Origin of the sequence: Streptomyces sp. SCUT-3, assembly GCF_014083985.1 — a bacterium.
Taxonomy (GTDB): Bacteria; Actinomycetota; Actinomycetes; order Streptomycetales; family Streptomycetaceae; genus Streptomyces_H; species Streptomyces_H thermolineatus.
Genome location: NZ_CP046907.1, coordinates 1845468 through 1870210, shown reverse-complemented (window position 1 = coordinate 1870210; position 24743 = coordinate 1845468). Strand labels below are relative to the sequence as shown.

General features: G+C 72.5%; 19 protein-coding genes and 1 tRNA gene. 16 read left to right on the top strand and 4 right to left on the bottom strand.

Features of this window, described 5'->3' with window-relative positions:
- The 4 genes from GQS52_RS08080 to GQS52_RS08065 form a co-directional block, all read right to left on the bottom strand.
- The gene (locus GQS52_RS08080) at window positions 1-2649 is read right to left on the bottom strand and encodes a S8 family peptidase (protein WP_182312750.1); all 2649 of its coding nucleotides are present in this window, start codon (window positions 2647-2649) and stop codon (window positions 1-3) included.
- Entirely contained in the window at window positions 2642-3628 is a 987-nt protein-coding gene (locus GQS52_RS08075) for an ATP-binding protein (protein WP_182312749.1), read from the bottom strand. The genes GQS52_RS08080 and GQS52_RS08075 overlap by 8 nt, the downstream gene beginning before the upstream one ends.
- 412 nt (window positions 3629-4040) lie before the next feature.
- Window positions 4041-4526 carry an alkyl sulfatase C-terminal domain-containing protein gene (locus tag GQS52_RS08070; RefSeq protein ID WP_182312748.1) on the bottom strand — a complete coding sequence of 162 codons (486 nt, stop codon included), beginning with the start codon at window positions 4524-4526 and terminating at the stop codon, window positions 4041-4043.
- A 622-nt stretch (window positions 4527-5148) separates the two neighbouring features.
- A tRNA-Arg gene (locus GQS52_RS08065) sits at window positions 5149-5220 on the bottom strand.
- Between the two features lie 204 nt (window positions 5221-5424).
- On the opposite strand from GQS52_RS08065, the gene GQS52_RS08060 reads away from it, so the two are divergent.
- From GQS52_RS08060 to GQS52_RS07985, 16 genes are all read left to right on the top strand, one after another.
- Window positions 5425-5880 carry a response regulator gene (locus GQS52_RS08060; RefSeq protein ID WP_182312747.1) on the top strand — a complete coding sequence of 152 codons (456 nt, stop codon included), beginning with the start codon at window positions 5425-5427 and terminating at the stop codon, window positions 5878-5880.
- Window positions 5881-6078: 198 nt separating this feature from the next.
- A complete protein-coding gene (argS, locus tag GQS52_RS08055; RefSeq protein ID WP_182312746.1) occupies window positions 6079-7740 on the top strand; it encodes an arginine--tRNA ligase in 1662 nt (553 codons plus the stop codon).
- A 78-nt stretch (window positions 7741-7818) separates the two neighbouring features.
- On the top strand, window positions 7819-9210 hold the full coding sequence (gene lysA, locus GQS52_RS08050) for a diaminopimelate decarboxylase (protein ID WP_182312745.1): 1392 nt from the start codon (window positions 7819-7821) through the stop codon (window positions 9208-9210).
- Between the two features lie 96 nt (window positions 9211-9306).
- On the top strand, window positions 9307-10599 hold the full coding sequence (locus tag GQS52_RS08045) for a homoserine dehydrogenase (protein ID WP_182312744.1): 1293 nt from the start codon (window positions 9307-9309) through the stop codon (window positions 10597-10599).
- A gap of 7 nt (window positions 10600-10606) precedes the next feature.
- Window positions 10607-11713: a threonine synthase gene (thrC, locus tag GQS52_RS08040; protein WP_182312743.1), complete on the top strand. Its 1107-nt coding sequence runs from the start codon at window positions 10607-10609 to the stop codon at window positions 11711-11713.
- 552 nt (window positions 11714-12265) lie between these two features.
- Window positions 12266-13183 (top strand): homoserine kinase, encoded by a 918-nt coding sequence (gene thrB / locus GQS52_RS08035; RefSeq protein ID WP_182312742.1) that lies wholly within the window; start codon window positions 12266-12268, stop codon window positions 13181-13183.
- Window positions 13184-13540: 357 nt separating this feature from the next.
- Window positions 13541-15646 carry a transcription termination factor Rho gene (gene rho / locus GQS52_RS08030; protein ID WP_182312741.1) on the top strand — a complete coding sequence of 702 codons (2106 nt, stop codon included), beginning with the start codon at window positions 13541-13543 and terminating at the stop codon, window positions 15644-15646.
- Between the two features lie 164 nt (window positions 15647-15810).
- Entirely contained in the window at window positions 15811-16908 is a 1098-nt protein-coding gene (locus GQS52_RS08025) for an LCP family protein (protein ID WP_182312740.1), read from the top strand.
- 149 nt (window positions 16909-17057) lie between these two features.
- Window positions 17058-17282: a 50S ribosomal protein L31 gene (rpmE, locus tag GQS52_RS08020; protein ID WP_182312739.1), complete on the top strand. Its 225-nt coding sequence runs from the start codon at window positions 17058-17060 to the stop codon at window positions 17280-17282.
- 122 nt (window positions 17283-17404) lie between these two features.
- Window positions 17405-18481, top strand: a complete 1077-nt coding sequence (gene prfA, locus GQS52_RS08015; RefSeq protein WP_182312738.1) for a peptide chain release factor 1 — start codon at window positions 17405-17407, stop codon at window positions 18479-18481.
- Window positions 18482-18540: 59 nt separating this feature from the next.
- A complete protein-coding gene (gene prmC / locus GQS52_RS08010) occupies window positions 18541-19386 on the top strand; it encodes a peptide chain release factor N(5)-glutamine methyltransferase (RefSeq protein WP_182312737.1) in 846 nt (281 codons plus the stop codon).
- Window positions 19387-19576: 190 nt separating this feature from the next.
- Complete coding sequence (locus GQS52_RS08005) at window positions 19577-20224, top strand: L-threonylcarbamoyladenylate synthase (protein ID WP_182312736.1); 648 nt, start codon at window positions 19577-19579, stop codon at window positions 20222-20224.
- 94 nt (window positions 20225-20318) lie between these two features.
- The gene (locus GQS52_RS08000) at window positions 20319-20936 is read left to right on the top strand and encodes a protein-tyrosine-phosphatase (protein ID WP_182316287.1); all 618 of its coding nucleotides are present in this window, start codon (window positions 20319-20321) and stop codon (window positions 20934-20936) included.
- Between the two features lie 218 nt (window positions 20937-21154).
- Window positions 21155-22441, top strand: a complete 1287-nt coding sequence (glyA, locus tag GQS52_RS07995; protein ID WP_182312735.1) for a serine hydroxymethyltransferase — start codon at window positions 21155-21157, stop codon at window positions 22439-22441.
- A 116-nt stretch (window positions 22442-22557) separates the two neighbouring features.
- A complete protein-coding gene (locus GQS52_RS07990) occupies window positions 22558-23874 on the top strand; it encodes an MraY family glycosyltransferase (protein ID WP_182312734.1) in 1317 nt (438 codons plus the stop codon).
- Between the two features lie 364 nt (window positions 23875-24238).
- Complete coding sequence (locus tag GQS52_RS07985; RefSeq protein ID WP_182312733.1) at window positions 24239-24658, top strand: hypothetical protein; 420 nt, start codon at window positions 24239-24241, stop codon at window positions 24656-24658.
- The last annotated feature ends 85 nt before the right edge of the window (window positions 24659-24743 follow it).

Here is a 24743-nt window from a genome sequence, read left to right as displayed (position 1 = left end):
TCACCAGCCGAGCTCCATCTGGACGGGGATGCCGTCGGTGATCTCGGACCGCGCCTCCGGCGCGATCTCCACCGGGACGCCGAGCTGAGTGGCAATGGGGGTGTACAGGTCGGTGGAAACCTCCGGGGTCCGCAGGGAGACCAGCAGGGCGTAGCTGACGGGCAGGCCGATCCGGTCCTTACGCTTGTTCGCCTTCCACCAGCCGCCGACGGGGTAGACGGCGAGCATGCCGCAGTCGGCGAGTTCGGCGGCGGAGCCGCGCCAGATGTCGGCGTGCAGGGAGCCGAGGTTGCGGAACCGCGGGCCGACCAGCCAGTGGCCGTCGGACTCGAACGCCTTGGGGTTGCCGGTGCCGTCGGTTTCGTGTTCGGCCTGTTCGGCCAGGCGGCTCTGGAAGGCGTCGGCGGACTCGGTGGAGCCTTTGACGGCGAAGCGCAGGCCGTGCGAGGCGTAGCTGTAGCGGCCGAGCATGCCGCGCCGGCCGGGGTTCGGCTCGATCATGTAGGCGAGGGTCACGCGCAGGTCGACGGTGGTCTCGGCCAGGTCGCGCAGCTGTTCCAGGGGCCAGGGCAGTTGGTGCAGTTTCAGTTCGGCCAAGCGGAGCTGGCCGTTCTTGCCTTGCTTCAGCGGCATCAGGGTGTTCTGGATGATCATCGTGACGGCGTTGGACGCGCTGCTGCGGATGCGGTCGGCGGTGGGAACTCCCCAGCCGTAGCGGCGGATCACCTGCCGCATGAGCTCGCCCTTGGCGAGCTTGGGGGTACCGGTCTTCTTGAACAGGCCGGGCTCGACCATCGCCGGGGTCCACTGGGCCTCGTGGACGAGTAGGGCGCGGACGGTCTCCGCGCGCAGTCCCGGGTAGGTGCTCATGGCGGTGGCGGCCAGGGCCGCTGCCTGGGCGGTCGCGGCGCTGGTGGCGTTGGCCCAGGCGAGTTGACGCGCGGCGTCGTGGTGGGTCGTCGGCACGCTCACCAGCTCGTGCTCGTCCAGCATGCTGTCGTCGGGGGCGACGAGGAGGTTGCCGCCTTCCAGGACGATGTCGGGCTTGGTGATGGCCGGGTTGGTCAGGGCCACCGAGGTCCGGCTGAACGGGGACAGGCCGCCCGGAGCGACCAGGGGCCTGAAGCCCCGGAAAGGAGGGAGGTCGGGGACAGTGTCCAGGTGGGTGCAGGCGCCGACGGTCAGCACGTTGTGTGCCTGGGCGGGCTCCTCGATCCGGGACAGGTCGCAGAGCAGCAAGGGGTCGAGCCGGCCGGTGTCGTCGCGCATCTGGTGCGGGACATGTCCGCGGATGTTGCCGGCGCTGACGATGATCAGCCGCGACGCCTGCGGGTCCGGTGCGCCGATCAGATCGATACGGTCCTCGCGTACGGCCACGGTCGTTCCGGCTGCCAGGGCGTCCAGGGTGGCCGACCACAGGGTCGCTGTGCCGTCTACACCGTTCTCGCCTTCGCCCGAGTGCCGGGTGACGGCCATGGAGAAGACCCGGCCCGAGGGTGCGGGGCCGCCGTTGCCGATCTCGGCGGTCGCCACGGCGTTCGCGGTCGTCTCGGCCAAGGTCCGCGGAGACTTGACCGGCGCAAGACCGTCGTCGAGGATCTTCACGGACTCGAGGCCGTGGCCGAGGATCACAGGGCCTTGTGCTTCCAGGGCGGAGGCGAGATCGCCGAATAGGGCGAGTCCGGCCATCTGCGTGCCGTGCCCGTTACGGTCGGCCGGGGTGCTGCCGGGCAGCACGCTGTAAGCGCGCTCGTGCAGCGCCGGCTTCAGCAGCGGGTGCTCCTGCGCTATCCCCGTGTCCAGGACACATACGGCGGGCGCGTGCGGGTCGGCGGGCTTGACGCGCTGGGCGAGGTCCTCGGCGAGGCTCACCCGGAAAGAGCGGTCGACGGCGTAGAGGCCCTCGGCGAACGTCGGCGTGCGGATCTCGACAGGGCAGGTGTTCGTGCCCAGCAAGGCCGTCAAGTCGTTGCCGGTCGCCGAGACGTGCGCGACGATGCGTTCGCCCACGTGGATCGCCCGGTCGCTCATGCGCCACTGCCACGCCTCCGCCAGAGCGCGTAGAGCGGCCACCGGATCTGTCGGCGAGATCCGCGGATCGAACCACAGCTCCCACCACCGCTCCTCGGCCAGCGGCGGCAGCGCGTGCCGCTCCTGCCAGAGGTGCTCCAGCAGCGCCCGCCGGATGTGCTCCATATTGGCCACGAGCGCGGCCTGCTGGGGGTTGCCGTCTTCGGTATCCAGGGTGAAGGCGGAGATCCGCTGTGTGAAAGAGGCGACCTTGTCGAACGGGACCCACACCAGCGCATCCTGCGACCTGTCGTCGGTCTGCGGATGACTGCTCATCAAGGTCAGGCCGGAGCCGTCCAGACGGTCCAGCTGCAGGGGATGGTCACGCGCTGCCTCGATCCGCACCGCGAAACCGTCGGGCTGGAAGCCGTCGGGCGCCTCCTGGGCGAGCCGGGCCGACTCCCGTTCGGCCCTTTCCAGACCGTCCACCAGAGCAGCGGCGTGCCCGCTGCGGTCCTCACGGCGGACCAGCTTCGTACCGCCTCCACCGGAGGACTCGGAACGCGGTGTCAGGGTGGCGGCCCGCCAGGGCACCACCAGGTGCGGCGTGGACCGTGCGGGGGCGGAGGGCTCAGGCATGACGGGAGGCGTGCCGTTCGGTCAGCGCTTCCAGCAGCAGCGGTTCGTCCACCACGTCCTGGTCGGCGAGGATGGCCCGCTTGGCCGCGGCTTCCGCCGCCTTGACCAGCTCGGCATGGCTCAAACCGGATGCACTGTCTGTCACAGCGCCCCACCGTACTGTGCTCGTATCCATTCCGGCTAGGCGCCGACGCATGACCTGAACCGCCTGCTCGGGAGTAGGCGGGCCGTAGGTGGCGACCATGTCGAAACGGCGGAACAGCGCCCGGTCCAGCAGCTGGTGGTGATTGGTGCCAGCCACCACCAGGCTCTCGGAGGGCGCCTCGTCCAGGAACAGCAGGAACGAGTTGAGGATCCTGCGGGCCTCTCCGACGTCATTACCTGCCGCGCGTTCAGCCCCGAGCGCGTCGAACTCGTCGAACAGATACACCGCCCGCGTCTGGGCCACCGCGTCGAAGACCAGACGCAGCTTCGCTGCCGTCTCGCCCATGAACCGGCTGATCAGACCATCCAGGCGGATGGTGAACAACGGCAGCTTCAGCTCGCCGGCCAGGGCCGCGGCGGTCATGCTCTTGCCCGTGCCAGGGGGTCCTGACAGCAGGATCCGGTGTACCGGAGTGAAGCCGAAACGCTCCAGCCGGGCACGCTGACGCTGCTCGTGCAGCACCCGGTCCAGGGAGGCACGCAACCCGGCGTCCAGCGTCATGTCGTCCAGCTGAATATCGGGATATCCGGCCGTCAACAGGCTGGAGAGCTCACCGCGGGGCTGCACCACCGGTGTCGCGGCACGCCGTTTGCTCGCCTGTCCCTGTTTTTGCCGTGCTGCCTCCACGAGCTCCCGCAGGTCCACAGCGAACTTCCCCTGCCCTTGCCGGGCGGACTTCGCCGCCACCTGCAGAGCCACGCTGTAGAAGAGATCGTCATCGGCCTCGGCATGTGCACGCACCAGCGCCTTCAGGTGCTCGGCGTTCGCTGCCATCGCCTGTCACCTTCCCGATGCCGACCGCTGGTGTACGAGTGTGCTCGCTGGTCTGATACCCGGGGGCCGTGGAGGCACCCGCGCCTGCATCGTACGGCCCGCCAGGACCGGCCGCCGCCCGGATGGGCAGGGCCAGCGAGGCCGGCAGGAACGCTCCCCGAAGATGGTGTGCAGCAGATGTGGCGGCGCCTTGCTGTGCGACCGCCCTCGGGACCTGGCCCGGTTGCGAAGCAAGGGCCGATCGTCGTGGACGTGCTGTCCTGCCGCATGGCAGCGCAGGCATGCGGGCCGCCGCAGGGACAGGGCAGGGCAGGGTGCGGTCGAGAGCCGAAAGGCGCCGGGCGGACCGCTGCGTGGGCCGGTGGCCCGCATGGATTCCAGGTGGGGTGGTTCCTCTGCCGCTGCCAGGCTGTCACGGGGTGACGATGGCGACGTTCTTGTCGCCCGGGTCCAGCGCATCGGTGAGCCGGGCGAGTACGGAGACGTCGCCGCTCATCTGGATGCCGGTGGCGGCGAGCTGTTCGGGGGCCAGGCCGAGGGCGAGGGCCGGCAGCGCGCGCCGCGTCGTCGTGATCGTGGCATCGGCGTCACCGGACGAAGCCGCCGCACTGTAGGTCAGTACTCCGTTAGCCAGGCGCAGCCGGAAAGGGGCGTCGGTGTCGGTGAGGACGATGTCGATGGACAGGTTCTCGTCCCACGCCTTGAGGCGGTCGATCTGGATGGCAAGGGCGTCGGAGAGCATCTGCGGGGTGAGCTGGCTCATGACGTCGGGGGCGGTCGTCTCGGTCAGTGTTCCGAACCGGCCCTCGCGCAGTTCGGTGGCCCCAGAGAGGAAGAAGGAGCGCCAGGTGCCGTTCTCCGCCCCGTAGTCGACGCGCTCGCCAGCCTTGCCCGTCATGTCCGCCCCGGTGGTGACCACGGGGCGCGGTGGGAACCGTCCGACTCGCGCCGCACGGGCCGTGCCTGGGCGGCAAACCAAGCACCGGGCGCCTGGCACTCGGCCGCCCCTTCGCGTCGCATCGCCCTGCAGTCTTCCGGGGACCAGGGAGCCAGGATCCCGAGGCGGGCGCCAGGACAGGCGGCAGGTGAAGACCGGCGTGGGTGACGCGGCCTGCCGGTCCGCAGACAGGTACCGCGAAGAGCGGAGGCGCCCTGGGAGGCGGAGCCCTCCATGAATGGCGTAAATGATCCGATATCGGGCTAGGGCAACGACCCACTGGACCACTTGCGTTTTGACGCGCGGTCGACCGCGTTCGCGCAGGTCGCAGCTGGTGCGTGAGGGAAACGACACCACTCAGCCGTACGTTCCGTCACATCATCAGGTTTTTGATGGCGGGTGGATCCGCCGGCCCCTTGATGGGGTGCCTGACCTGTGGGAACGAGTCGCGGGAGGAGTGGTGCTCGAATCGCAGACCCCGCGGGTCAGGGAAACAGCAATGGCCGAAGGGCCGTTTGCATTTTGACATGTACGAGAAAGGGTCTGACCAGCGTTTCCACTGGTCAGACCCTCTTTCCGGAAGTGCCCCCGGCAGGATTCGAACCTGCGCACACGGCTCCGGAGGCCGTTGCTCTATCCCCTGAGCTACGGGGGCGCTGCCGCGCTTGGCGACGGGAAGAACACTACCAGCTCCGAGGGGGTTCTCGTGAACGGCGTTTCGGTGCCGGAGCGGGCCGGCGCGGTCGGGTGGCGAGGGGCGCGGGAGGCCGGACGGGGAGGGACGCGGGAGGCCGGGCGGGAGGTGCGGGCGGGGCGGGAGGGGCTGCTGGGACCCGGGGGACACCGCCCGGAGGAAGAAGTGGTCAAAACGCGAACACAACCGGAGGGGCGCCCCTACTCTTCTGGTGTGCCTGGCTTGTCCGGCCGGGTCCTGGTTGTCGACGACAGCCCGGTGATCCGGCATCTGATCAGGGTCAACCTCGAGCTCGAGGGGTTCGAGGTCGTGACCGCGTGCGACGGTGCCGAGTGTCTGGAGCTGGTGCACCGGGTGCTGCCGGACGCCGTCACCCTGGACGTGGTCATGCCGAGGCTGGACGGGCTGCGCACCGCCGCCCGGCTGCGGGCCGACCCGCGCACCCGGAACCTGCCGATCGCCCTCGTCAGCGCCTCCAGCCACTCGGAGGCGGAACTGGGCGGGGAGGCCGGGGTGGACGTGTTCCTGCCGAAGCCGTTCGAGCCGGGGGAGCTGGTGCGGACGGTGCGGCGGCTGGTCCGCGACGGGCGGGCGGCGCGCGGGACGACCATCACCGGATGACCACGACCGGGTGATCACGGCCGACGGCAGCGGCGGGGCGGTCGCCGCGGCCACGACCGGGTGACCGCGGCCACGGCCGGGTGACCGCGGCCACGGCCGGGTGACCGCGGCCACGGCCGGGTGACCGTGGTCACGGCGGGGTGACCACAGGGTGAAACCGGGTACGGGGGAACGCCGGCTCTCCCATACCCTTGACGCGTGACACCTGCTGAGCTTTCCACCGCCGTGCTGTCCTCGGTCCGCTCCGCCGTCGAGGCGGGCGAGCTGTCCGTTCCCGTGCCCGGGCAGGCCACGGTCGAGCGACCCAAGAACCGGGACCACGGCGACTGGGCCACCAACGTGGCGCTGCAGCTCGCCAAGCCCGCCGGGATGCCGCCGCGCAAGGTGGCCGAGATCATCGCCGCCCGGCTGTCCGAGGTGCCCGGTGTGGCGTCCGTCGACATCGCCGGCCCCGGCTTCCTCAACATCACCCTGGACGCCGCCTCGCAGGGCGCGCTGGCGCGCACCATCGTCGAGGCCGGCCGGGAGTACGGCAAGAACGACGCCTTCGCCGGGCTGAAGATCAACCTGGAGTTCGTGTCCGCCAACCCGACCGGGCCGATCCACATCGGCGGCGTGCGGTGGGCCGCCGTCGGCGACTCGCTGGGCCGGATCCTGCGGGCCGCGGGCGCGGACGTGACGACCGAGTACTACATCAACGACGCCGGCGTGCAGATCTCCAAGTTCGGCGCCTCCCTCCTGGCCCAGGCGCACGGCCGCCCGGTGCCCGAGGACGGCTACGTCGGCGAGTACGTCGCGGACATCGCCCGGCAGATCGTCGAGGCGAAGCCGGGCGTGCTCGACCTCCCCGAGGACGAGCAGCTGGAGGTCTTCCGCGCCGAGGGCCTGGCCCTGATGGTCGCCGAGATCCAGCGGTCGATGGAGGAGTTCGGCGTCCACTTCGACGTCTGGTTCTCCGAGAAGTCGCTGCACGACTCGGGTGCGGTGGAGAAGGCGATGGACCGGCTGCGCGAGCAGGGCCACGTCTTCGAGCAGGACGGCGCGACCTGGCTGCGCACCACCGACTTCGGCGACGACAAGGACCGCGTGCTGGTCAAGGCGGACGGCGAGACGACGTACTTCGCCTCGGACGCCGCCTACTACCTGAACAAGCGGGACCGGGGCAACGAGGTCTGCGTCTACATGCTGGGCGCCGACCACCACGGCTACGTGGGCCGGCTCAAGGCGATCGCGGCCTGCGCGGGCGACGACGCGGACCGCAACATCGAGGTCCTGATCGGCCAGTTCGTGAAGATGCTCAAGGACGGCCAGGAAGTCCGCATGTCCAAGCGGGCCGGCAACATCATCACGATCGACGACGTGGTCGACTGGATCGGCGTGGACGCCGCCCGCTACGCGCTGGCCCGCTCCAACACCGACTCCACGCTCACCCTCGACATCGACGTGCTGACCAGCACCTCCAACGACAACCCCGTGTACTACGTGCAGTACGCGCACTCGCGGATGTCGTCGGTGAACCGCAACGCCGCCGAGATGGGCGTCGACAAGGGGTCGGCCGAGGACTTCAAACCGGAGCTGCTGGTCCACGAGCGCGAGGGTGAGCTGCTGGGCGCCCTCGCCGAGTTCCCCGCGGTGGTGGCCTCGGCCGCCGAGCTGCGCGAGCCGCACCGGGTCGCCCGCTACCTGGAGAGGCTCGCGGGCACCTACCACCGCTTCTACGGCGACTGCCGGATCCTGCCGCGCGGCGACGAGGAGACGAACGACCTGCACCGCGCCCGCCTGTGGCTCGCCGAGGCGACCCGGACCGTGATCGCCAACGGTCTCGACCTGCTCGGCGTCAGCGCGCCCGAGCGGATGTGACCGTCCCCGGGACATGATCGAGGCGGCCGCGGTGGTCCTTCCGGATACCGCGGCCGTCGTTGCAAGGAGAGAGAGTTCGTGAGCCGTTCCGCCCACCCCGCAGGACCCCGTCACGCCGACGTGCTGCCGGAGGGTCACTACCAGGCCCCGCCCGCGGACCTCAACGCCCTCGACCCCAACGTCTGGTCGCGGACCGTGGCGCGCGGCGCCGACGGCGCGGTGACCGTGGGCGGCCTGGACGTGCGCGGCCTGGCGGAGGAGTTCGGCACGCCCGCCTACGTCCTGGACGAGGCCGACTTCCGGGCCCGCGCCCGCGCCTGGCGCGAGGCGTTCGGCCCCGGCGCGGACGTCTTCTACGCCGGCAAGGCGTTCCTGTGCCGCGCGGTGGTGCGCTGGCTGGACGAGGAGGGGCTCAACCTCGACGTCTGCACCGGCGGCGAGCTGGCCACCGCGCTGTCGGCGGGCATGCCGGCGGAGCGGATCGCGATGCACGGCAACAACAAGTCCGTCGCGGAGATCGAACGCGCCGTCTCCGCGGGCGTCGGGCGGATCGTCATCGACTCCTTCCAGGAGATCGCGCGCGTGGCGCACGTCGCCGAGCGGCTCGGGGTGCGCCAGAAGGTGCAGATCCGGGTGACGGTCGGCGTCGAGGCGCACACCCACGAGTTCATCGCCACCGCCCACGAGGACCAGAAGTTCGGCCTGGCGCTGGCCGGCGGGCAGGCCGCGGAGGCGGTGCGCCGAGCGCTGAAGCTGGAGTGGCTGGAGCTGGCCGGCATCCACAGCCACATCGGCTCGCAGATCTTCGACATGGCCGGGTTCGAGGTGGCCGCCCGCCGGGTGGTGTCCCTGCTGGCCGACATCCGCGACGAGCACGGGGTCGAGCTGCCCGAGATCGACCTCGGCGGCGGCCTGGGCATCGCCTACACCAGCGACGACGACCCGCGCGAGCCGCACGAGATCGCCAAGTCGCTGGGGGAGATCGTCACCCGCGAGTGCGAGGCGGCAGGGCTCGCCGTGCCGAGGCTGTCGGTGGAGCCGGGCCGGGCGATCGCCGGCCCGACCACGTTCACCCTCTACGAGGTGGGCACCGTCAAGCCGCTGGAGGGCCTGCGCACGTACGTCAGCGTCGACGGCGGCATGTCGGACAACATCCGCACCGCGCTGTACGACGCCGAGTACTCCGTCGCCCTGGTCTCGCGCGCCTCGGCCGCCGAGCCGATGGCGGCCCGGGTGGTGGGCAAGCACTGCGAGTCCGGCGACATCGTGGTCCGCGACGCCTACCTGCCGTCCGACCTGGCACCCGGTGACCTGATCGCCGTGCCGGCCACCGGTGCCTACTGCCGCTCGATGGCCAGCAACTACAACCACGTGCTGCGCCCGCCGGTGGTCGCGGTGGCGGACGGTCGGGCCCGGGTGATCGTCCGGCGGGAGACGGAGGAGGATCTCCTGCGTCTCGATGTCGGATGACAAGATCTTTGTCTCAAATGCCGGACGGGGGGCAAAGTTCCCCGGCGGCTGCACGAGACTGGTGTGCATACGCGTAGTTGTGAGAAACGAGGTCGGATGATGCGTACGCGTCCGCTGAAGGTGGCGCTGCTGGGCTGTGGAGTCGTCGGCTCTGAGGTGGCGCGCATCATGACGACGCACGCCGACGACCTCGAGGCCAGGATCGGCGCCCCCGTGGAACTGGCCGGGATCGCGGTGCGCCGCCCCGGCCGGGTGCGCGAGGGCGTGCCGGCCGAGCTGGTCACCACCGACGCCACCGAGCTGGTCAAACGCGACGACATCGACGTCGTCGTCGAGGTCATCGGCGGCATCGAGCCCGCCCGCACCCTGATCACCACCGCCTTCGAGCACGGCGCCAGCGTGGTCAGCGCCAACAAGGCGCTGCTGGCCGAGCACGGCACCGCACTGCACGCCGCCGCCGTCGAGCACGGCGTCGACCTGTACTACGAGGCCGCCGTCGCCGGCGCCATCCCGCTGATCCGCCCGCTGCGCGAGTCCCTGGCGGGCGACAAGGTCGACCGGGTGCTCGGCATCGTCAACGGCACCACCAACTTCATCCTCGACCGGATGGACTCCTCCGGCGCCGGCTACTCCGAGGCCCTGGACGAGGCCACCGCCCTGGGCTACGCCGAGGCCGACCCGACCGCCGACGTCGAGGGCTTCGACGCCGCCGCCAAGGCCGCCATCCTCGCCGGCATCGCCTTCCACACCCGGGTGACCATCTCCGACGTGCACCGCGAGGGCATCACCGAGGTCACCGCGGCCGACATCGCCTCCGCCCGCGGCATGGGCTGCACGGTCAAGCTCCTGGCCATCTGCGAGCGCACCCCCGACGGCAGCGCCGTCACCGCCCGCGTGCACCCGGCGATGATCCCGCTGACCCACCCGCTGGCCTCCGTCCGCGAGGCGTACAACGCGGTCTTCGTCGAGGCCGCGGCCGCCGGCCGGCTGATGTTCTACGGCCCCGGCGCCGGCGGCGCGCCGACCGCCTCCGCCGTCCTGGGCGACCTGGTGGCCGTGTGCCGCAACAAGGTCGCCGGGACCACCGGGCCGGGGGAGTCCGCCTACACCCGGCTGCCCGTCAGCCCGATGGGCGAGGTGGTCACGCGCTACCACATCAGTCTCGACGTGGCCGACAAGCCGGGCGTCCTGGCCCAGGTCGCCCTCGTCTTCGCCGAGCACGGTGTCTCCATCGACACCGTGCGCCAGCAGGGCAAGGACGGCGACGCCTCGCTCGTCGTCGTCACCCACCGCGCGCCCGACGCCGCCCTCTCCGCCGTTGTGGAGGCGTTGCGCAGTCTGGACACCGTCCGGGGCGTCGCGAGCATCATGCGTGTGGAAGGGGAGTAAGGACCTCATGACATCTGCCATCGACCGTCCTCAGGCAGCAGCCCGACAGGGCCGGGGAACCCACCAGTGGCGGGGGATCATCGAGGAGTACCGCGACCGGCTCCCGGTCACGGCCGACACCCCGGTGGTCACCCTGATGGAGGGCGGCACCCCCCTCGTCCCCGCCCAGGTGCTCTCCGAGCGCACCGGCTGCGACGTGCGCCTCAAGGTCGAGGGGGCCAACCCGACCGGCTCCTTCAAGGACCGCGGCATGACCATGGCCATCACCCGGGCCAAGGAGGAGGGCGCGCAGGCCGTCATCTGCGCCTCCACCGGCAACACCTCCGCCTCGGCCGCCGCCTACGCGGTGCGCGCCGGCATGGTCAGCGCCGTCCTGGTGCCCCAGGGCAAGATCGCCCTGGGCAAGATGGGCCAGGCACTGGTGCACGGCGCCCGCATCCTGCAGGTGGACGGCAACTTCGACGACTGCCTGACCCTGGCCCGCGCCCTGTCGGAGAAGTACCCGGTGGCGCTGGTGAACTCGGTGAACCCGGTGCGCATCGAGGGCCAGAAGACCGCGGCCTTCGAGATCGTGGACGCCCTCGGCGACGCCCCCGACATCCACGTGCTCCCCGTCGGCAACGCCGGCAACATCACCGCCTACTGGAGGGGGTACCGCGAGTACTCCGCCGACGGCATGTCCACCCGCAACCCGCGGATGTGGGGCTTCCAGGCGGCCGGCTCCGCGCCCATCGTCAACGGCGCCCCGGTGCTGAAGCCGCAGACCATCGCCACCGCGATCCGCATCGGCAACCCCGCCTCCTGGGAGTTCGCCGAGGCCGCCCGCGACGAGTCCGGCGGCCTCATCGAGGCAGTGACCGACCGTCAGATCCTGTCCGCCTACCGGCTCCTGGCCGCACAGGAGGGCGTGTTCGTCGAGCCCGCCTCGGCGGCGAGCGTCGCCGGCCTGCTCAAGGCGGCCGACGAGGGCAAGGTCGACCCGGGCCAGCGGATCGTGTGCACCGTCACCGGCAACGGCCTGAAGGACCCGGACTGGGCCGTGGCCGGCGCGCCGCAGCCGCTCACCGTGCCGGTCGACGCCGACGCCGCGGCCGAGCAGCTCGGCCTCGCCTGAGGCCCCGGGGCTCCGCCGTTTCGGTACGGCCCTTCCCGTTCCGGGGGCCGCCGTGACCGGCGGCCCCCGGACACAGCGGCCCCCGACACGGGCGGACCCCCGACGCGGGCGTCAGCCTCGGGCCCGGCCCCCGCGCCCGGCCCTCGCGCCGACGCGGTTCCACCGCTCCTTCCCCGCCCGGTTTCACCGGGCGGGGAAGCGGGCAGAGTGGTGATCGGACGCCGGACGGATCCCGGCCCCGACCCCGGAACGGACCAGGCCAGGCCCGGACCGGTCCGGTTCGGGAACCGGGGGCGCACGGCCGGGCGTACGACACGCACCACGCGCTGTCCGTGCGCCGTATGTCGCCGCTGAACCTTCCTTCGATAGGCTGGGCGGTGACCGGCGGTGCGTCGCTCCGCCCGGTCCCGTGCCATCGGCATCGCCCGGCACCCAGCAGCCCGCTCCCCGCAGGCGCCGCAGTGCGCCGTGTCCTCGCGCGGCATTCCCCCGGCAGGGCCGCCGGGGCCGCGAGGCAGCACTTCCGCATCCCACAAGGAGAGTCCCCGACAGATGGCCGGTCCCGCCTTCCGCGCCGCAGCGGTCCGCGTCCGGGTTCCCGCGACCAGCGCGAACCTCGGCCCCGGATTCGACGCCCTCGGCCTGGCCCTCGGCCTCTACGACGACGTCGTCGTCCGTGTCGCCGACTCCGGGCTGCACGTCGACATCGCCGGAGAGGGCGCCCGGACGCTCTCCCGGGACGAGAACCACCTGGTCGTCAAGGCCCTGCGCACCGCCTTCGACCTCCTCGGCGGCCAGCCCCGCGGCCTCGAGGTGGTCTGCGCCAACCGCATCCCGCACGGCCGCGGCCTCGGCTCGTCCTCCGCGGCCATCTGCGCCGGCATCATGGCCGCGCGGGCGGTCACCATAGGCGGGCCCGAGCGGCTCGACGAGACGGGGCTGCTCGAACTCGCCACCGAGATCGAGGGCCACCCGGACAACGTCGCGGCGTGCCTGCTCGGCGGGTTCACCCTCGCCTGGACCGAGAACGGCGCCGCCCGCGCCGTCCGGATGGACCCCGCCCCCTCGGTCGTCCCCGTGGTGTTCGTGCCCGCGAACCCCGTCCTGACGGAGACCGCGCGCGGCCTGCTGCCGCGCACAGTCCCGCACGTGGACGCGGCCGCCAACGCGGGCCGTGCCGCGCTGCTCGTCGAGGCGCTGACTAGGCGCCCCGAGCTGCTGCTGCCGGCCACCGAGGACCGCCTCCACCAGGAGTACCGGGCCCCCGCGATGCAGGCCAGCGCCGACCTGGTGCACGCACTGCGGGCCGAGGGGGTGCCGGCCGTGATCTCCGGAGCCGGCCCCACCGTGCTCGCCCTCACCGACGAGGCCTCCGCCGACAAGGTGGTCCTGATGGCGGACGGCACCTGGACGGCCAGCCGCCTCGCGATCGACCCGTCGGGGGCGACGGTGCTCCCGCTGGGGGCATGAGCGACCGTGCTGCGACGACACCCGCCAACGGGCACGGAAAGGGGGAATGTTTGTTGGATCCGGTAGTGTTAATCTCATGTCTGCACCATGCGCCCCGAGGGCGCGGTGCTCTGTGTCCCCCTTCGGGACCGCTCTTCTTCCGGGAGCCTCCTGCGCTGCCTGAGCAGTGGCCACTGAGCTCCGGAACCGGTGCGAGCTACGTCTGATCACCGCATCGCCCCGGAAACCCCGCATTGATTCTCCGCCACCGGGCGGACCACCGCCCCGGACCGGGCCCGCGCGACGGGACCGGAACCGGACAGCACAACCGGTCGCCGCGCCAGACAGGCCGACGCCCGCTCCAGGGAAGGACCCTTCGTGAGCGACACCACCGATCTGATGGGCGTGCGTACGGACGCCGCGCCCGCTCCGGACGCTCCCGCCGCGCCTGCCACCGGTGCTGCCCCCAGGCGCCGCCGGTCGGGCACCGGCCTGGACGCCATGGTGCTGGCAGAGCTCCAGCAGCTGGCCTCCGGCCTCGGCATCAGGGGCACCGCGCGCATGCGCAAGAGCCAGCTGATCGAGGTCATCAAGGAGAAGCAGGCGTCCGTGGGCGCCTCCGCCCCCGCCGCGGCCGCCTCCGAGGGCGACGGCGCGGCCGCCGCCAAGCCCAAGCGCCGCACCACCTCGCGCGCCCGCACCGGCGAGGCCGCACCGGCGGACAAGGCCGAGAAGACCGAGAAGGCCGACGGCGGCCAGATCGAGATCCCCGGCCAGTCCGGTTCCGACGAGGCCCCCGTCGAGCGCCGCAGGCGCCGCGCCACCGCCCCCGCCGGCAGCCCCGAGGGCGAGGCCGCGGCCGGGCAGGGCGAGGCCGCCGGCGAGCCGAAGGCCGTCAAGGAGGCGCCGTCCGCCCAGGGCCAGGACGGTGACGGGAGCCGCCAGGCCCGCACCGCCGACCGCACCGCCGGCGAGGACCGCCAGGGCGACCGCCGCAACAAGAACGAGCGCGGTGACCGTGCCGAGCGCGGCGAGCGCGGCGAGCGCCGCGACCGCGGCGAGCGTGCCGACCGCGGTGAGCGCGGTGAGCGTGCCGAGCGCGGCAACCGCCGGAACAAGAACGAGGACGGCGGCGACGGCGGCAACCGCGGCGACGGCGGCAACCGCGGCGACGGCGGCAACCGCGGCGAGCGCGGCAACCGCGGGGGCGGCGGCGCAGCGGCGGCCCACGACGACGACGACTTCGAGGGCGGGCGCCGCGGGCGCCGCGGCCGCTACCGCGACCGCCGCGGGCGCCGCGGGCGCGACGAGTTCGCGAGCGAGCCGCAGGTCGCCGAGGACGACGTCCTGATCCCGGTCGCCGGCATCCTCGACATCCTCGACAACTACGCCTTCATCCGGACCTCCGGCTACCTGCCCGGCCCGAACGACGTCTACGTCTCCCTCGCCCAGGTCCGCAAGAACGGCCTGCGCAAGGGCGACCACGTCACCGGTGCCGTGCGCCAGCCCCGCGAGGGCGAGCGCCGCGAGAAGTTCAACGCGCTGGTGCGCCTGGACTCGGTCAACGGCATGGCCCCCGAGTCCGGCCGGGGCCGCCCCGAGTTCGGCAAGCTCACCCCGCTGTACCCGCAGGACCGGCTCCGCCTGGAGATCGAGTCCAACGGCCTGACGAACCGGATCATCGACCTCGTCTCGCCGATCGGCAAGGGCCAGCGCGGCCTGATCGTCGCCCCGCCCAAGACCGGCAAGACCATGGTGCTCCAGGCGATCGCCAACGCGATCACCTACAACAACCCCGAGTGCCACCTGATGGTCGTGCTCGTGGACGAGCGCCCCGAAGAGGTCACCGACATGCAGCGCTCGGTCAAGGGCGAGGTCATCTCCTCGACCTTCGACCGGCCCGCCGAGGACCACACCACGGTCGCCGAGCTGGCCATCGAGCGGGCCAAGCGCCTGGTCGAGCTGGGCCACGACGTGGTCGTGCTGCTGGACTCCATCACCCGTCTGGGCCGCGCCTACAACCTGGCCGCGCCCGCCTCCGGCCGCATCCTGTCCGGTGGTGTCGACTCCACCGCGCTGTACCCGCCGAAGAAGTTCTTCGGCGCCGCGCGCAACATCGAGGACGGCGGCTCGCTGACCATCCTGGCCACCGCGCTGGTCGAGACCGGCTCGCGCATGGACGAGGTGATCTTCGAGGAGTTCAAGGGCACCGGCAACATGGAGCTCAAGCTCGACCGCAAGCTCGCCGACAAGCGCATCTTCCCCGCGGTGGACGTCGACGCGTCCGGCACCCGCAAGGAGGAGATCCTGCTCGGCGGCGAGGAGCTCGCGATCGTCTGGAAGCTCCGCCGGGTGCTGCACGCCCTGGACTCCCAGCAGGCCATCGAGCTGCTCCTGGACCGGATGAAGAAGACCAAGAGCAACGCCGAGTTCCTGATGCAGATCGCCAAGACGACGCCGTCGCCCGGCAACAGCAACGACTGACGGCCCGTCCACCGGACGCGAACCGTCCTGCGGCACCCCGGGGGCCGCCCCGCCACTCGGCGGGGCGGCCCCTGGGCCGTTCGTGTCGGGAAGCGGTCCCCGCGCGCCTGAAGGGGGTGAAACGGGGTATCCGCAGGTGAAGGCTCGAGGAAGGGGGTGGCGGGATGGACTACTTCGGGAACGAGCCGGTGGGCAGCGGTTCCGGGCGCTCCCGCCCCGCCCTGGTGGCCGGGGTCTGGATCACCGCCTTCGTGCTCCTCCTGGGCGGTTTCGGCCTCGGCGTCGTCTACCTGGAGCTCAACGGCAACCTCAAGGGCATCGACATCAACGGCGTCCTGGGCGGCGACCGCCCCGAGGACGCCGACAACGGTTCGCTGGACATCCTCCTGCTCGGCTCGGACTCGCGCGCCGGGGAGAACGGCGCCTACGGCGACGACGACGGCACCGCCCGCTCCGACACCGCGATGGTCGTCCACGTCCACGAGGGCCACCGCAGGGCCACCGTGGTCAGCATCCCCCGCGACACCCGGACCTACCGCCCCCCGTGCGCCAGGAGCGACGGCGGCACGGCGCCCGCCGAGGCGAACGCGATGTTCAACGACTCCTACTCGGTCGGCGGACCGGCCTGCGCGGTCAAGACGGCGGAGTCGATGACCGGCATCCGCATGGACCACTACGTGGAGATCGACTTCACCGGCTTCACCGAGCTCGTCGACGCGCTCGGCGGGGTCCCGCTGACCGTCGACAAGCCCATCCACGACCGCAGGAGCAAGCTGGACCTGGAGGCCGGGCGCCACGTCCTGGACGGCGAGCAGTCCCTGGCGTTCGTCCGCACCCGGCACGGGGTCGGCGACGGCAGCGACCTGGGCCGCATAGAGCTCCAGCACCGGTTCGTGGCCGCGCTGCTGGACCGGGTCGAGGAGCTGGGGGTGCTCACGAGCCCGGCCAGGCTCTACGACGTCGCGGACGCCGCGACGAAGTGCGTCACCACCGACTCCGAGCTGGCCTCGGTCGAGGCGCTGGCCGGCCTCGGCCGCAGCATGAGGCGGATCGGCTCCGAGGACGTCGACATGCTCACCCTGCCGGTGCGCCACGACCCCGGCGACCCCAACCGGGTCGTCCCCCTGACGAAGGGGGCGCAGGAGGTCTGGACGGCGCTGCGGGCCGACCGGCGGGTCCCCGCCTCCGCCACCGAGGGGTCGGCGGCCGCCCGGGGAGGGTCTTCAGCATCCGGGACCCCCGCTCCCGGGGCCGGGGAATAGCAGGGACCTCCTGCCGGTTTGGGAAGTACGGGTCGGTCCTGGCAGACTGACACGTCGGCCCCGGTTCACGTCCGGCACCCAACCCTCCCGTCCGCCGAGGGCAGGAGGGGCCCGTCGACCCGGAGCCCTCCCGAACCTAGGAGAACCCCTTGAAGAGCGACATCCACCCCGAGTACGTCGAGACCCAGGTCACCTGCACCTGCGGTGCCGAGTTCACCACCCGCAGCACCAAGAGCGACGGCGTCATCCGCGCCGACGTCTGCTCGCAGTGCCACCCGTTCTACACGGGCAAGCAGAAGATCCTCGACACCGGCGGCCGCGTCGCCCGCTTCGAGGCCCGCTTCGGCAAGAAGCTCGGTTCGCCGCAGAAGTAGCGACCCACAGGCGCCGGTCCCGCAGTCCTCCCTCCCGAGGGGGGCCGGGCCCGGCGCTTTGTCGTCACCGACCGGACAACCACCCGCCACCGCGGCACCCGCACCCACCTTTGAGGAAGCCCATGTTCGAGGCGGTCGAGGACCTGATCGGCGAGCACGCCGACCTCGAGAAGCAGCTCGCAGACCCGTCGGTCCACGCGGACCAGCGCGAGGCCCGCAGGCTCAACAAGCGCTACGCCGAGCTCACCCCGATCGTCGGCGCCTACCGGGAGTGGAAGCAGACGGGCGAGGACATCGCCACCGCCCGCGAGCTGGCCGCCGACGACCCCGACTTCGCCGCCGAGGCCAAGGAGCTGGAACTGCGGCGCGAGGAGCTGACCGACCGGCTCCGCCTGCTGCTCGTCCCGCGCGACCCCAGCGACGACAAGGACGTCATCCTCGAGGTCAAGGCCGGCGAGGGCGGCGAGGAGTCCGCGCTGTTCGCCGGCGACCTGCTGCGGATGTACCTGCGCTACGCCGAACGGGCGGGCTGGAAGACCGAGATCATCGAGGCCAACCCCTCCGACCTCGGCGGCTACAAGGACGTCTCGGTGGCCGTGAAGACCAAGGGCGGCGGCCCGGCCGAGCCCGGCCAGGGCGTGTGGGCCCGGCTGAAGTACGAGGGCGGCGTGCACCGCGTGCAGCGCGTCCCCGCCACCGAGTCCCAGGGGCGCATCCACACCTCCGCGGCCGGCGTGCTCGTCCTGCCCGAGGCCGAGGACGTCGACGTCGAGATCAACGCCAACGACCTGCGGATCGACGTCTACCGCTCCTCCGGGCCCGGCGGGCAGTCGGTCAACACCACCGACTCCGCGGTGCGCATCACCCACATGCCCACCGGCATCGTCGTCTCCTGCCAGAACGAGAAGAGCCAGCTGCAGAACAAGGAGCAGGCGATGCGCATCCTGCGCGCCCGCCTGCTCGCAGCGGCCCAGGAGGAGGCCGAGAAGGAGGCGTCGGACGCCCGGCGCAGCCAGGTGCGCACGGTGGACCGCTCCGAGCGCATCCGCACCTACAACTTCCCCGAGAACCGGATCTCCGACCACCGGGTGGGGTTCAAGTCCTACAACCTCGACCAGGTCCTCGACGGGGACCTGGACGCGGTGATCCAGGCGTGCGTCGACGCGGACTCCGCCGCCAAGCTCGCCGCGGCGCAGTGAGCCGGCCGCAGTAACGTGCGTCGAGCGCAACCGACCGTTTCCCCGTCAGGAGGGCCCCAGTGAACCTGCTGCTCGCAGAGGTCGCGCAGGCGACCCAGCGGCTGGCCGACGCCGGCGTGCCCTCCCCGCGCTTCGACGCCGAGGAGCTCGCCGCCTACGTGCACGGGGTCAAGCGCGGCGAACTGCACACCGTGCCCGACTCCGACTTCGACGCCCGCTACTGGGAGGCGATCGCCCGCCGCGAGGCCCGCGAACCGCTCCAGCACATCACCGGGCGCGCCTTCTTCCGCTACCTGGAGCTCCAGGTCGGGCCCGGGGTCTTCGTGCCCCGGCCGGAGACGGAGACGGTGGTCGGCTGGGCGATAGACGCGGTGCGCGCCATGGACGTCGCCGAGCCGCTGATCGTCGACCTGTGCACCGGCTCCGGGGCCATAGCGCTGGCCCTGGCCCAGGAGGTGCCGCGCTCGCGCGTGCACGCCGTCGAACTCGACGAGAAGGCCCTGAAGTGGGCCCGGCTCAACGTCGAGGGCACCAGGGTCGTCCTGCACCACGGCGACGCCCTGACCGCGCTGCCCGAGCTGAACGGGCAGGTCGACCTGCTGGTCAGCAACCCGCCGTACATCCCGCTGACCGAGTGGGAGTACGTCGCGCCCGAGGCGCGCGACCACGACCCGCAGCTCGCGCTGTTCTCCGGCGAGGACGGCCTGGACACCATCCGCGGCATCGAGCGCACCGCGCGCCGGCTGCTGCGGCCGGGCGGCGTGGTCGTCGTCGAGCACGCCGACACCCAGGGCGGTCAGGTGCCCTGGATCTTCAACGAGGAGGCCGGCTGGGTGGACGCGGCCGATCACCGCGACCTCAACAACCGGCCCCGGTTCACGACCGCGCGCAGGGCGACGCCGTGACGGCGGGGGATCTCGGGCCGGGGGTCCGGGGGTCGCTCCCCGGGCGGGCACAGGGGCACGGCGCGCAGGGCGACGCCGTGACGGCGGGGGAACTCGGGCCGGGGGTCCGGGGGTCGCTCCCCGGGCGGGCACAGGGGCACGGCGCGCAGGGCGGCGCCGTGCCGGCGGAACACGACAGGGAGGCAATCTGATGGCCCGGCGTTACGACTGCACCGACCCCACCGACCGCGCTGCCGGGCTGCGCGAGGCCGCGTCGGCCGTGCGTCGCGGTGAACTCGTCGTCCTGCCGACCGACACCGTCTACGGCGTCGGCGCGGACGCGTTCTCCCCCGAGGCCGTCGGCGACCTGCTGGAGGCCAAGGGACGCGGCCGCAGCATGCCTTCCCCGGTGCTCGTCGGCTCCCCGAACACCCTGCACGGTCTGGTCACCGACTTCTCCGAGCAGGCGTGGGAGCTGGTGGACGCCTTCTGGCCCGGCGCCCTGACCCTGGTGGCCCGCCACCAGCCGTCGCTGCGCTGGGACCTGGGGGACACCCGCGGCACCGTCGCGGTGCGGATGCCGCTGCACCCGGTCGCCATCGAACTGCTCACCGAGACCGGCCCGATGGCGGTCAGCAGCGCCAACCTCACCGGGCGCCCCTCCCCGCAGGACTGCGACGCGGCCCAGGACATGCTCGGGGACTCGGTCTCCGTCTACCTCGACGGCGGACCGACCCCGGCCGCCGTGCCGTCCTCGATCGTGGACGTCACGGGCAGGGTCCCGGTGCTGCTGCGCGAGGGCGCGCTGTCCGCGGAGGAGCTGCGCAAGGTCGTACCCGACCTGGAGGTCGGCCAGTGACCCGGCGCACCGCCCCGCCGACGGGGCGGGGTCCGGCGCAGTGACCGGGCACGAGCCGCCGGCCGGGCCGGGACGCACGCAGCCCCGGTGGGGCATACCGGCCCGCGCCGCCCGGCCGGACGGCTTCCGCATCCTGCACGTGTGCACCGGCAACGTGTGCCGGTCGCCGATCGCCGAGCGGATGACCCGGCACGAGCTCGCCCGCCGGCTCGGCGACGCCGCGGCCGGCATCGTCGTGGAGAGCGCCGGGACCTGGGGGCACGAGGGCGCCCCGATGGAGGCGCACGCCGCCACGGTGCTGGCCGAGTACGGTGCGTGCACCGACGGGTTCACCGGCCGGGAACTGCTGGACGAGCACGTGGCCGAGGCGGACCTGGTGCTCACCGCCACCCGGGACCACCGCGCCCAGGTGGTCTCCATGGGGCACGCGGCGGGCCTGCGCACCTTCACTCTCAAGGAGTTCAACCGTCTGGTGCGGGCGATAGACCCGGCCACCCTGCCCGAGGGCGGGGTCGTCGAGCGCGCCCGCGCCCTGGTGCGCGCGGCCGCCGCGCTGCGCGGCTGGCTGCTGGCGCCCGACCCCGACGCCGACGAGGTGCAGGACCCGTACGGGGCGCCGATCACGGTCTTCCGCAACTGCGGCGAGGAGATCCGCAGCGCCCTGGACCCGGTCGTCACCGCGCTCACCGGCGTCCCCGCCCCCAGCCGGTAGCACCCGGGACCGGCCCCCGGCCCCCGGCCGCGCCGTGCGCAGCCGCGCGGTGCACCGCGTCCTGCTGCACCGCGCCGTCCCGCGCCCGCTCCCGCCGCTCCCCGTCCCGCTCACGCCGCCGTCCCCGCTCGCCGGGCGGGGCCCCGGGCCCCGCCCTACAGTGGGGAGGGCCCGGGGTGTCCGGGCCCTCCAGCTCCCCACGTCCGGAGAGTCCCGCCATGACGGTCGCCGGAACACCGCCGAGCACGTCCGCCGCAGACCGGGCCGCAAGCCCCGGTCTCGAGCTGCTGGACCGCGTCGACCCGCGGCTGGCGGACATCGTCCGCGCCGAGGAGGAGCGGCAGAGGACCCGGCTGCAGCTGCTCGCCGGGGAGAGCTTCACCTCGCCCGCCGTCCTGGCGGTGCTGGGCAGCGTGCTGACCGACAAGTACGCCGAGGGCTACCCGGGCGCCCGGTACCACGCGGGCTGCGAGATCGTCGACCTGGCGGAGCAGCTGGCGGTCGAGCGGGCCACGGCGCTGTTCGGCGCCGAGCACGCCAACGTGCAGCCGTACTCGGGCTCCTCGGCCAACCTGGCCGCCTACGCGGCCCTGCTGGTGCCCGGCGACACCGTGCTGGCGATGGGGCTGCCCGAGGGCGGGCACCTCACCCACGGCTCCCGGGCCAACTTCTCCGGCCGCTGGTTCGACTTCGTCGGCTACGGGGTGCACCCGCGCACCGGGCTGGTGGACATGGACCGGGTGCGCGAACTGGCGCTGGCGCACCGGCCCAAGGCGATCGTGTGCGGCGCGATCTCCTACCCGCGCCACCTCGACCACGCGGCGTTCCGGGAGATCGCCGACGAGGTGGGGGCGTACCTGGTGGTGGACGCCGCCCACACCCTCGGGCTGGTGGCCGGCGGCGCGGCGCCCGACCCCGTGCCGTACGCCGACGTGGTCACCGGCACCACCCACAAGCTGCTGCGCGGGCCGCGCGGCGGGCTGATCCTGTGCGGTGCGCAGCTGGCCCGCCGGATCGACCGGGCGGTCTTCCCGTTCTCCCAGGGCGGCCCGCACATGAACGTCGTGGCGGCCAAGGCGGTCGCCTTCGCCGAGGCGGCGACCCCGGCGTTCGCGCGGTACGCGCGGCAGGTGGTGGCCAACGCCCGGACGCTCGCGTCGGGCCTGGCCGGGCAGGGGCTGGCCCTGCGCACCGGCGGCACCGACACCCACCTGATGGTCGCGGGGGTCACCGGCCTCGGCCTGGACGGGCAGCAGGCCCGGGCGCGCTGCGCCGGTGCGGGCATCGTGGTCGACAAGTGCGCGGTGCCCGGGGACCCGCGGCCGCCCTCGGCCGGTTCGGCGATCCGGCTGGGCACCGCCTCGGTGACGTGCCAGGGGATGGGGGAGGACGAGGCGGCGCTGATCGCCGACCTGATCGGCAGGGCGCTGCGCGGCGCGCGGGGAGTGGCGGCGGAGGTCGCCGACCTGACGGCGCGCTTCCCGCCCCGTCCGGGGCAGGCGTGACGGTGCAACCGTCCGGCCGCCCCCGGCGTCCTCGTCCGTGTTCACAGCCGGGGCCCGGACCCGAATAGGCTGTGTCGCTGTGAGGACCAGCGCTGCGATGCTCCGGGGAGCGAATTTTGCGTGAATACCTGCTGACCCTCTGCATCACGGCCGCCGTCACCTACCTGCTGACCGGCCCGGTGCGGAAGTTCGCGATCGCGGCCGGGGCCATGCCGGAGATCCGGGCCCGTGACGTGCACCGGGAGCCGACACCGCGCCTCGGCGGCATCGCCATGTTCGGCGGCCTGTGCGCGGGCCTGCTGGTCGCCTCGCAGCTGACCAACGTCGGGAAGATGTTCACCCTCTCCGACGAGCCCCGGGCGCTCCTGGCCGGCGCCGGGATCATCTGGATCCTGGGCGTGCTGGACGACAAGTGGGGCGTGGACGCCCTGATCAAGCTCGGCGGCCAGATGGTCGCCGCGGCGGTGATGGTCCTGCAGGGCCTGCAGATCCTCTACCTGCCGGTGCCCTTCGTCGGCGGCGTCTCGCTCAGTCCCGGGGTGTCCACCCTGCTGACGGTGGCCGTGGTCGTCGTCACCATCAACGCGGTGAACTTCGTGGACGGCCTGGACGGCCTGGCCTCGGGCATGGTCTGCATCGCGGCCCTGGCGTTCTTCATGTACGCCTACCGCCTCTGGTACGGCTACGGGATGGAGACGGCCGCCTCGGCGACGCTGTTCAGCGCCATCCTGATCGGCATGTGCGTGGGCTTCCTGCCGCACAACCTGCACCCGGCGCGGATCTTCATGGGCGACTCGGGGTCGATGCTGATCGGCCTGATGCTGGCCGGCGCCGCGGTGTCGATCACCGGGCAGGTCGACCCGGACGCGATCACCCCCCTCACCGGCTCTGAGCGGAACACGGTGCACGCCATGGTGCCGGTCTACATCCCGCTGCTGCTGCCGCTGACGGTCATCGCGATCCCGGCCGCCGACCTGGTGCTGGCGATCGTGCGCCGCACCTGGAAGGGCCAGTCGCCGTTCGCCGCCGACCGCGGCCACCTGCACCACCGTCTGCTGGAGGTGGGCCACTCCCACAGCCGGGCCGTGCTGATCATGTACTTCTGGTCGGCGCTGATCGCCTTCGGCGCGGTCGCGGTCTCGGTGCAGTCCAACAGCCTGCTGATCATGCTGGCGATCGTGGTGCTGAGCGCGGCCGGCCTGGTGGTGCTCCTCCTGCCGCGGTTCAAGCCCCGCGCCCCGCGCTGGGCGGAGGCGTTCGTCCCGCCGCGCTACCGGCGGCGGGCCCGGGCCGCCGGGGCCGGGACGGAGCCGGGTGCGGACAGGGCGCCCACGGCGGAGGAGGCCGCCCGCGGGGCCAACGGCGCGCACGCCCTCGGCGCCGGCACCGGTCCGGCCGGGGCCCGGGAGGAGCGGGAGGCGCGGGTGGGCTGAGGCCCGCCCGGCCTGCGGGCAGGGGCCGGCGAGGCCTTTACGCCGGCACTACGGAAAGTGTGATAAGGGCCACCCCGGCGCCCCTCGGGCAAGCGAGTGTGCGGAACGTCTCCCTCGTCCGGGAAACCTGGGCCCGGCCGGGGAAACTGGCGCCGGAACGCTTGTGATACCTTGCACAAGCGCCGAACGTCAGCTCCTGCACTCAGCCCCATCGGCGATGGGGCGCTGAATCGTACGGTGATCCGGGCCGGTGCCCCCGAGGGCTCCCCGTGACAACTTCCGCCAGTCCCGATCCATGGGAGACGCCATGCCCACACGTGCGCAACGCGGTGCACCGGGCCGACCGGTGACCGTGAGCGAGGCCATGCTCCGGGTACTCCGGCTCGGCCTGCTCGGCGCGCTCGCCGCGGCGGCCGTGGCGGCCCTCGTCGGCTACGCCGTGGACGGCGGGGCCGGTGCGGTCGGCGGGTTGCTGGGCATCGCCGTCCCCGTGGTCTTCCTCGCGGTGACCGCGCTGGTGGGCCTGGTGACCGTGCGGCTCGCACCGCAGCAGCTCGCGGCCGCGGTCATGGGCTCCTGGCTGATCAAGATCATCCTGCTGGTCCTGGTGCTCTGGCTCCTGCAGGGCCGGGACTTCTTCTCGACCTGGATGTTCTTCGGCGCTTTCCTCGTCGGAACCTTCGGGTTCCTCGCCCTGGAGGCGATGGTCCTCTACCGCGCCCGCATGGCTTACGTCAACCCCGAGCTGGGGAAGGACGCCGGCGGCGGGGGAGGGGGCCGATGACGGGCAAGGTAAAGGGTTGGTATGTTAGTAGCGCGGAAAGTGGTTGCTGGGCGGGTCTTCGGAACGGCTCACAGGGACTGACCGC

What these genes read in the sequence shown, in the direction of transcription:
- GQS52_RS08080 (WP_182312750.1), bottom strand. Translation starts at nt 2,649, where the DNA reads ATGCCTGAGCCCTCCGCCCCCGCACGGTCCACGCCGCACCTGGTGGTG.
- GQS52_RS08075 (WP_182312749.1), bottom strand. Translation starts at nt 3,628, where the DNA reads ATGGCAGCGAACGCCGAGCACCTGAAGGCGCTGGTGCGTGCACATGCC.
- GQS52_RS08070 (WP_182312748.1), bottom strand. Translation starts at nt 4,526, where the DNA reads ATGACGGGCAAGGCTGGCGAGCGCGTCGACTACGGGGCGGAGAACGGC.
- GQS52_RS08045 (WP_182312744.1), top strand. Translation starts at nt 9,307, where the DNA reads ATGATGCGTACGCGTCCGCTGAAGGTGGCGCTGCTGGGCTGTGGAGTC.
- thrC (WP_182312743.1), top strand. Translation starts at nt 10,607, where the DNA reads ATGACATCTGCCATCGACCGTCCTCAGGCAGCAGCCCGACAGGGCCGG.
- thrB (WP_182312742.1), top strand. Translation starts at nt 12,266, where the DNA reads ATGGCCGGTCCCGCCTTCCGCGCCGCAGCGGTCCGCGTCCGGGTTCCC.
- GQS52_RS08025 (WP_182312740.1), top strand. Translation starts at nt 15,811, where the DNA reads ATGGACTACTTCGGGAACGAGCCGGTGGGCAGCGGTTCCGGGCGCTCC.
- prfA (WP_182312738.1), top strand. Translation starts at nt 17,405, where the DNA reads ATGTTCGAGGCGGTCGAGGACCTGATCGGCGAGCACGCCGACCTCGAG.
- GQS52_RS08005 (WP_182312736.1), top strand. Translation starts at nt 19,577, where the DNA reads ATGGCCCGGCGTTACGACTGCACCGACCCCACCGACCGCGCTGCCGGG.
- glyA (WP_182312735.1), top strand. Translation starts at nt 21,155, where the DNA reads ATGACGGTCGCCGGAACACCGCCGAGCACGTCCGCCGCAGACCGGGCC.
- GQS52_RS07985 (WP_182312733.1), top strand. Translation starts at nt 24,239, where the DNA reads ATGCTCCGGGTACTCCGGCTCGGCCTGCTCGGCGCGCTCGCCGCGGCG.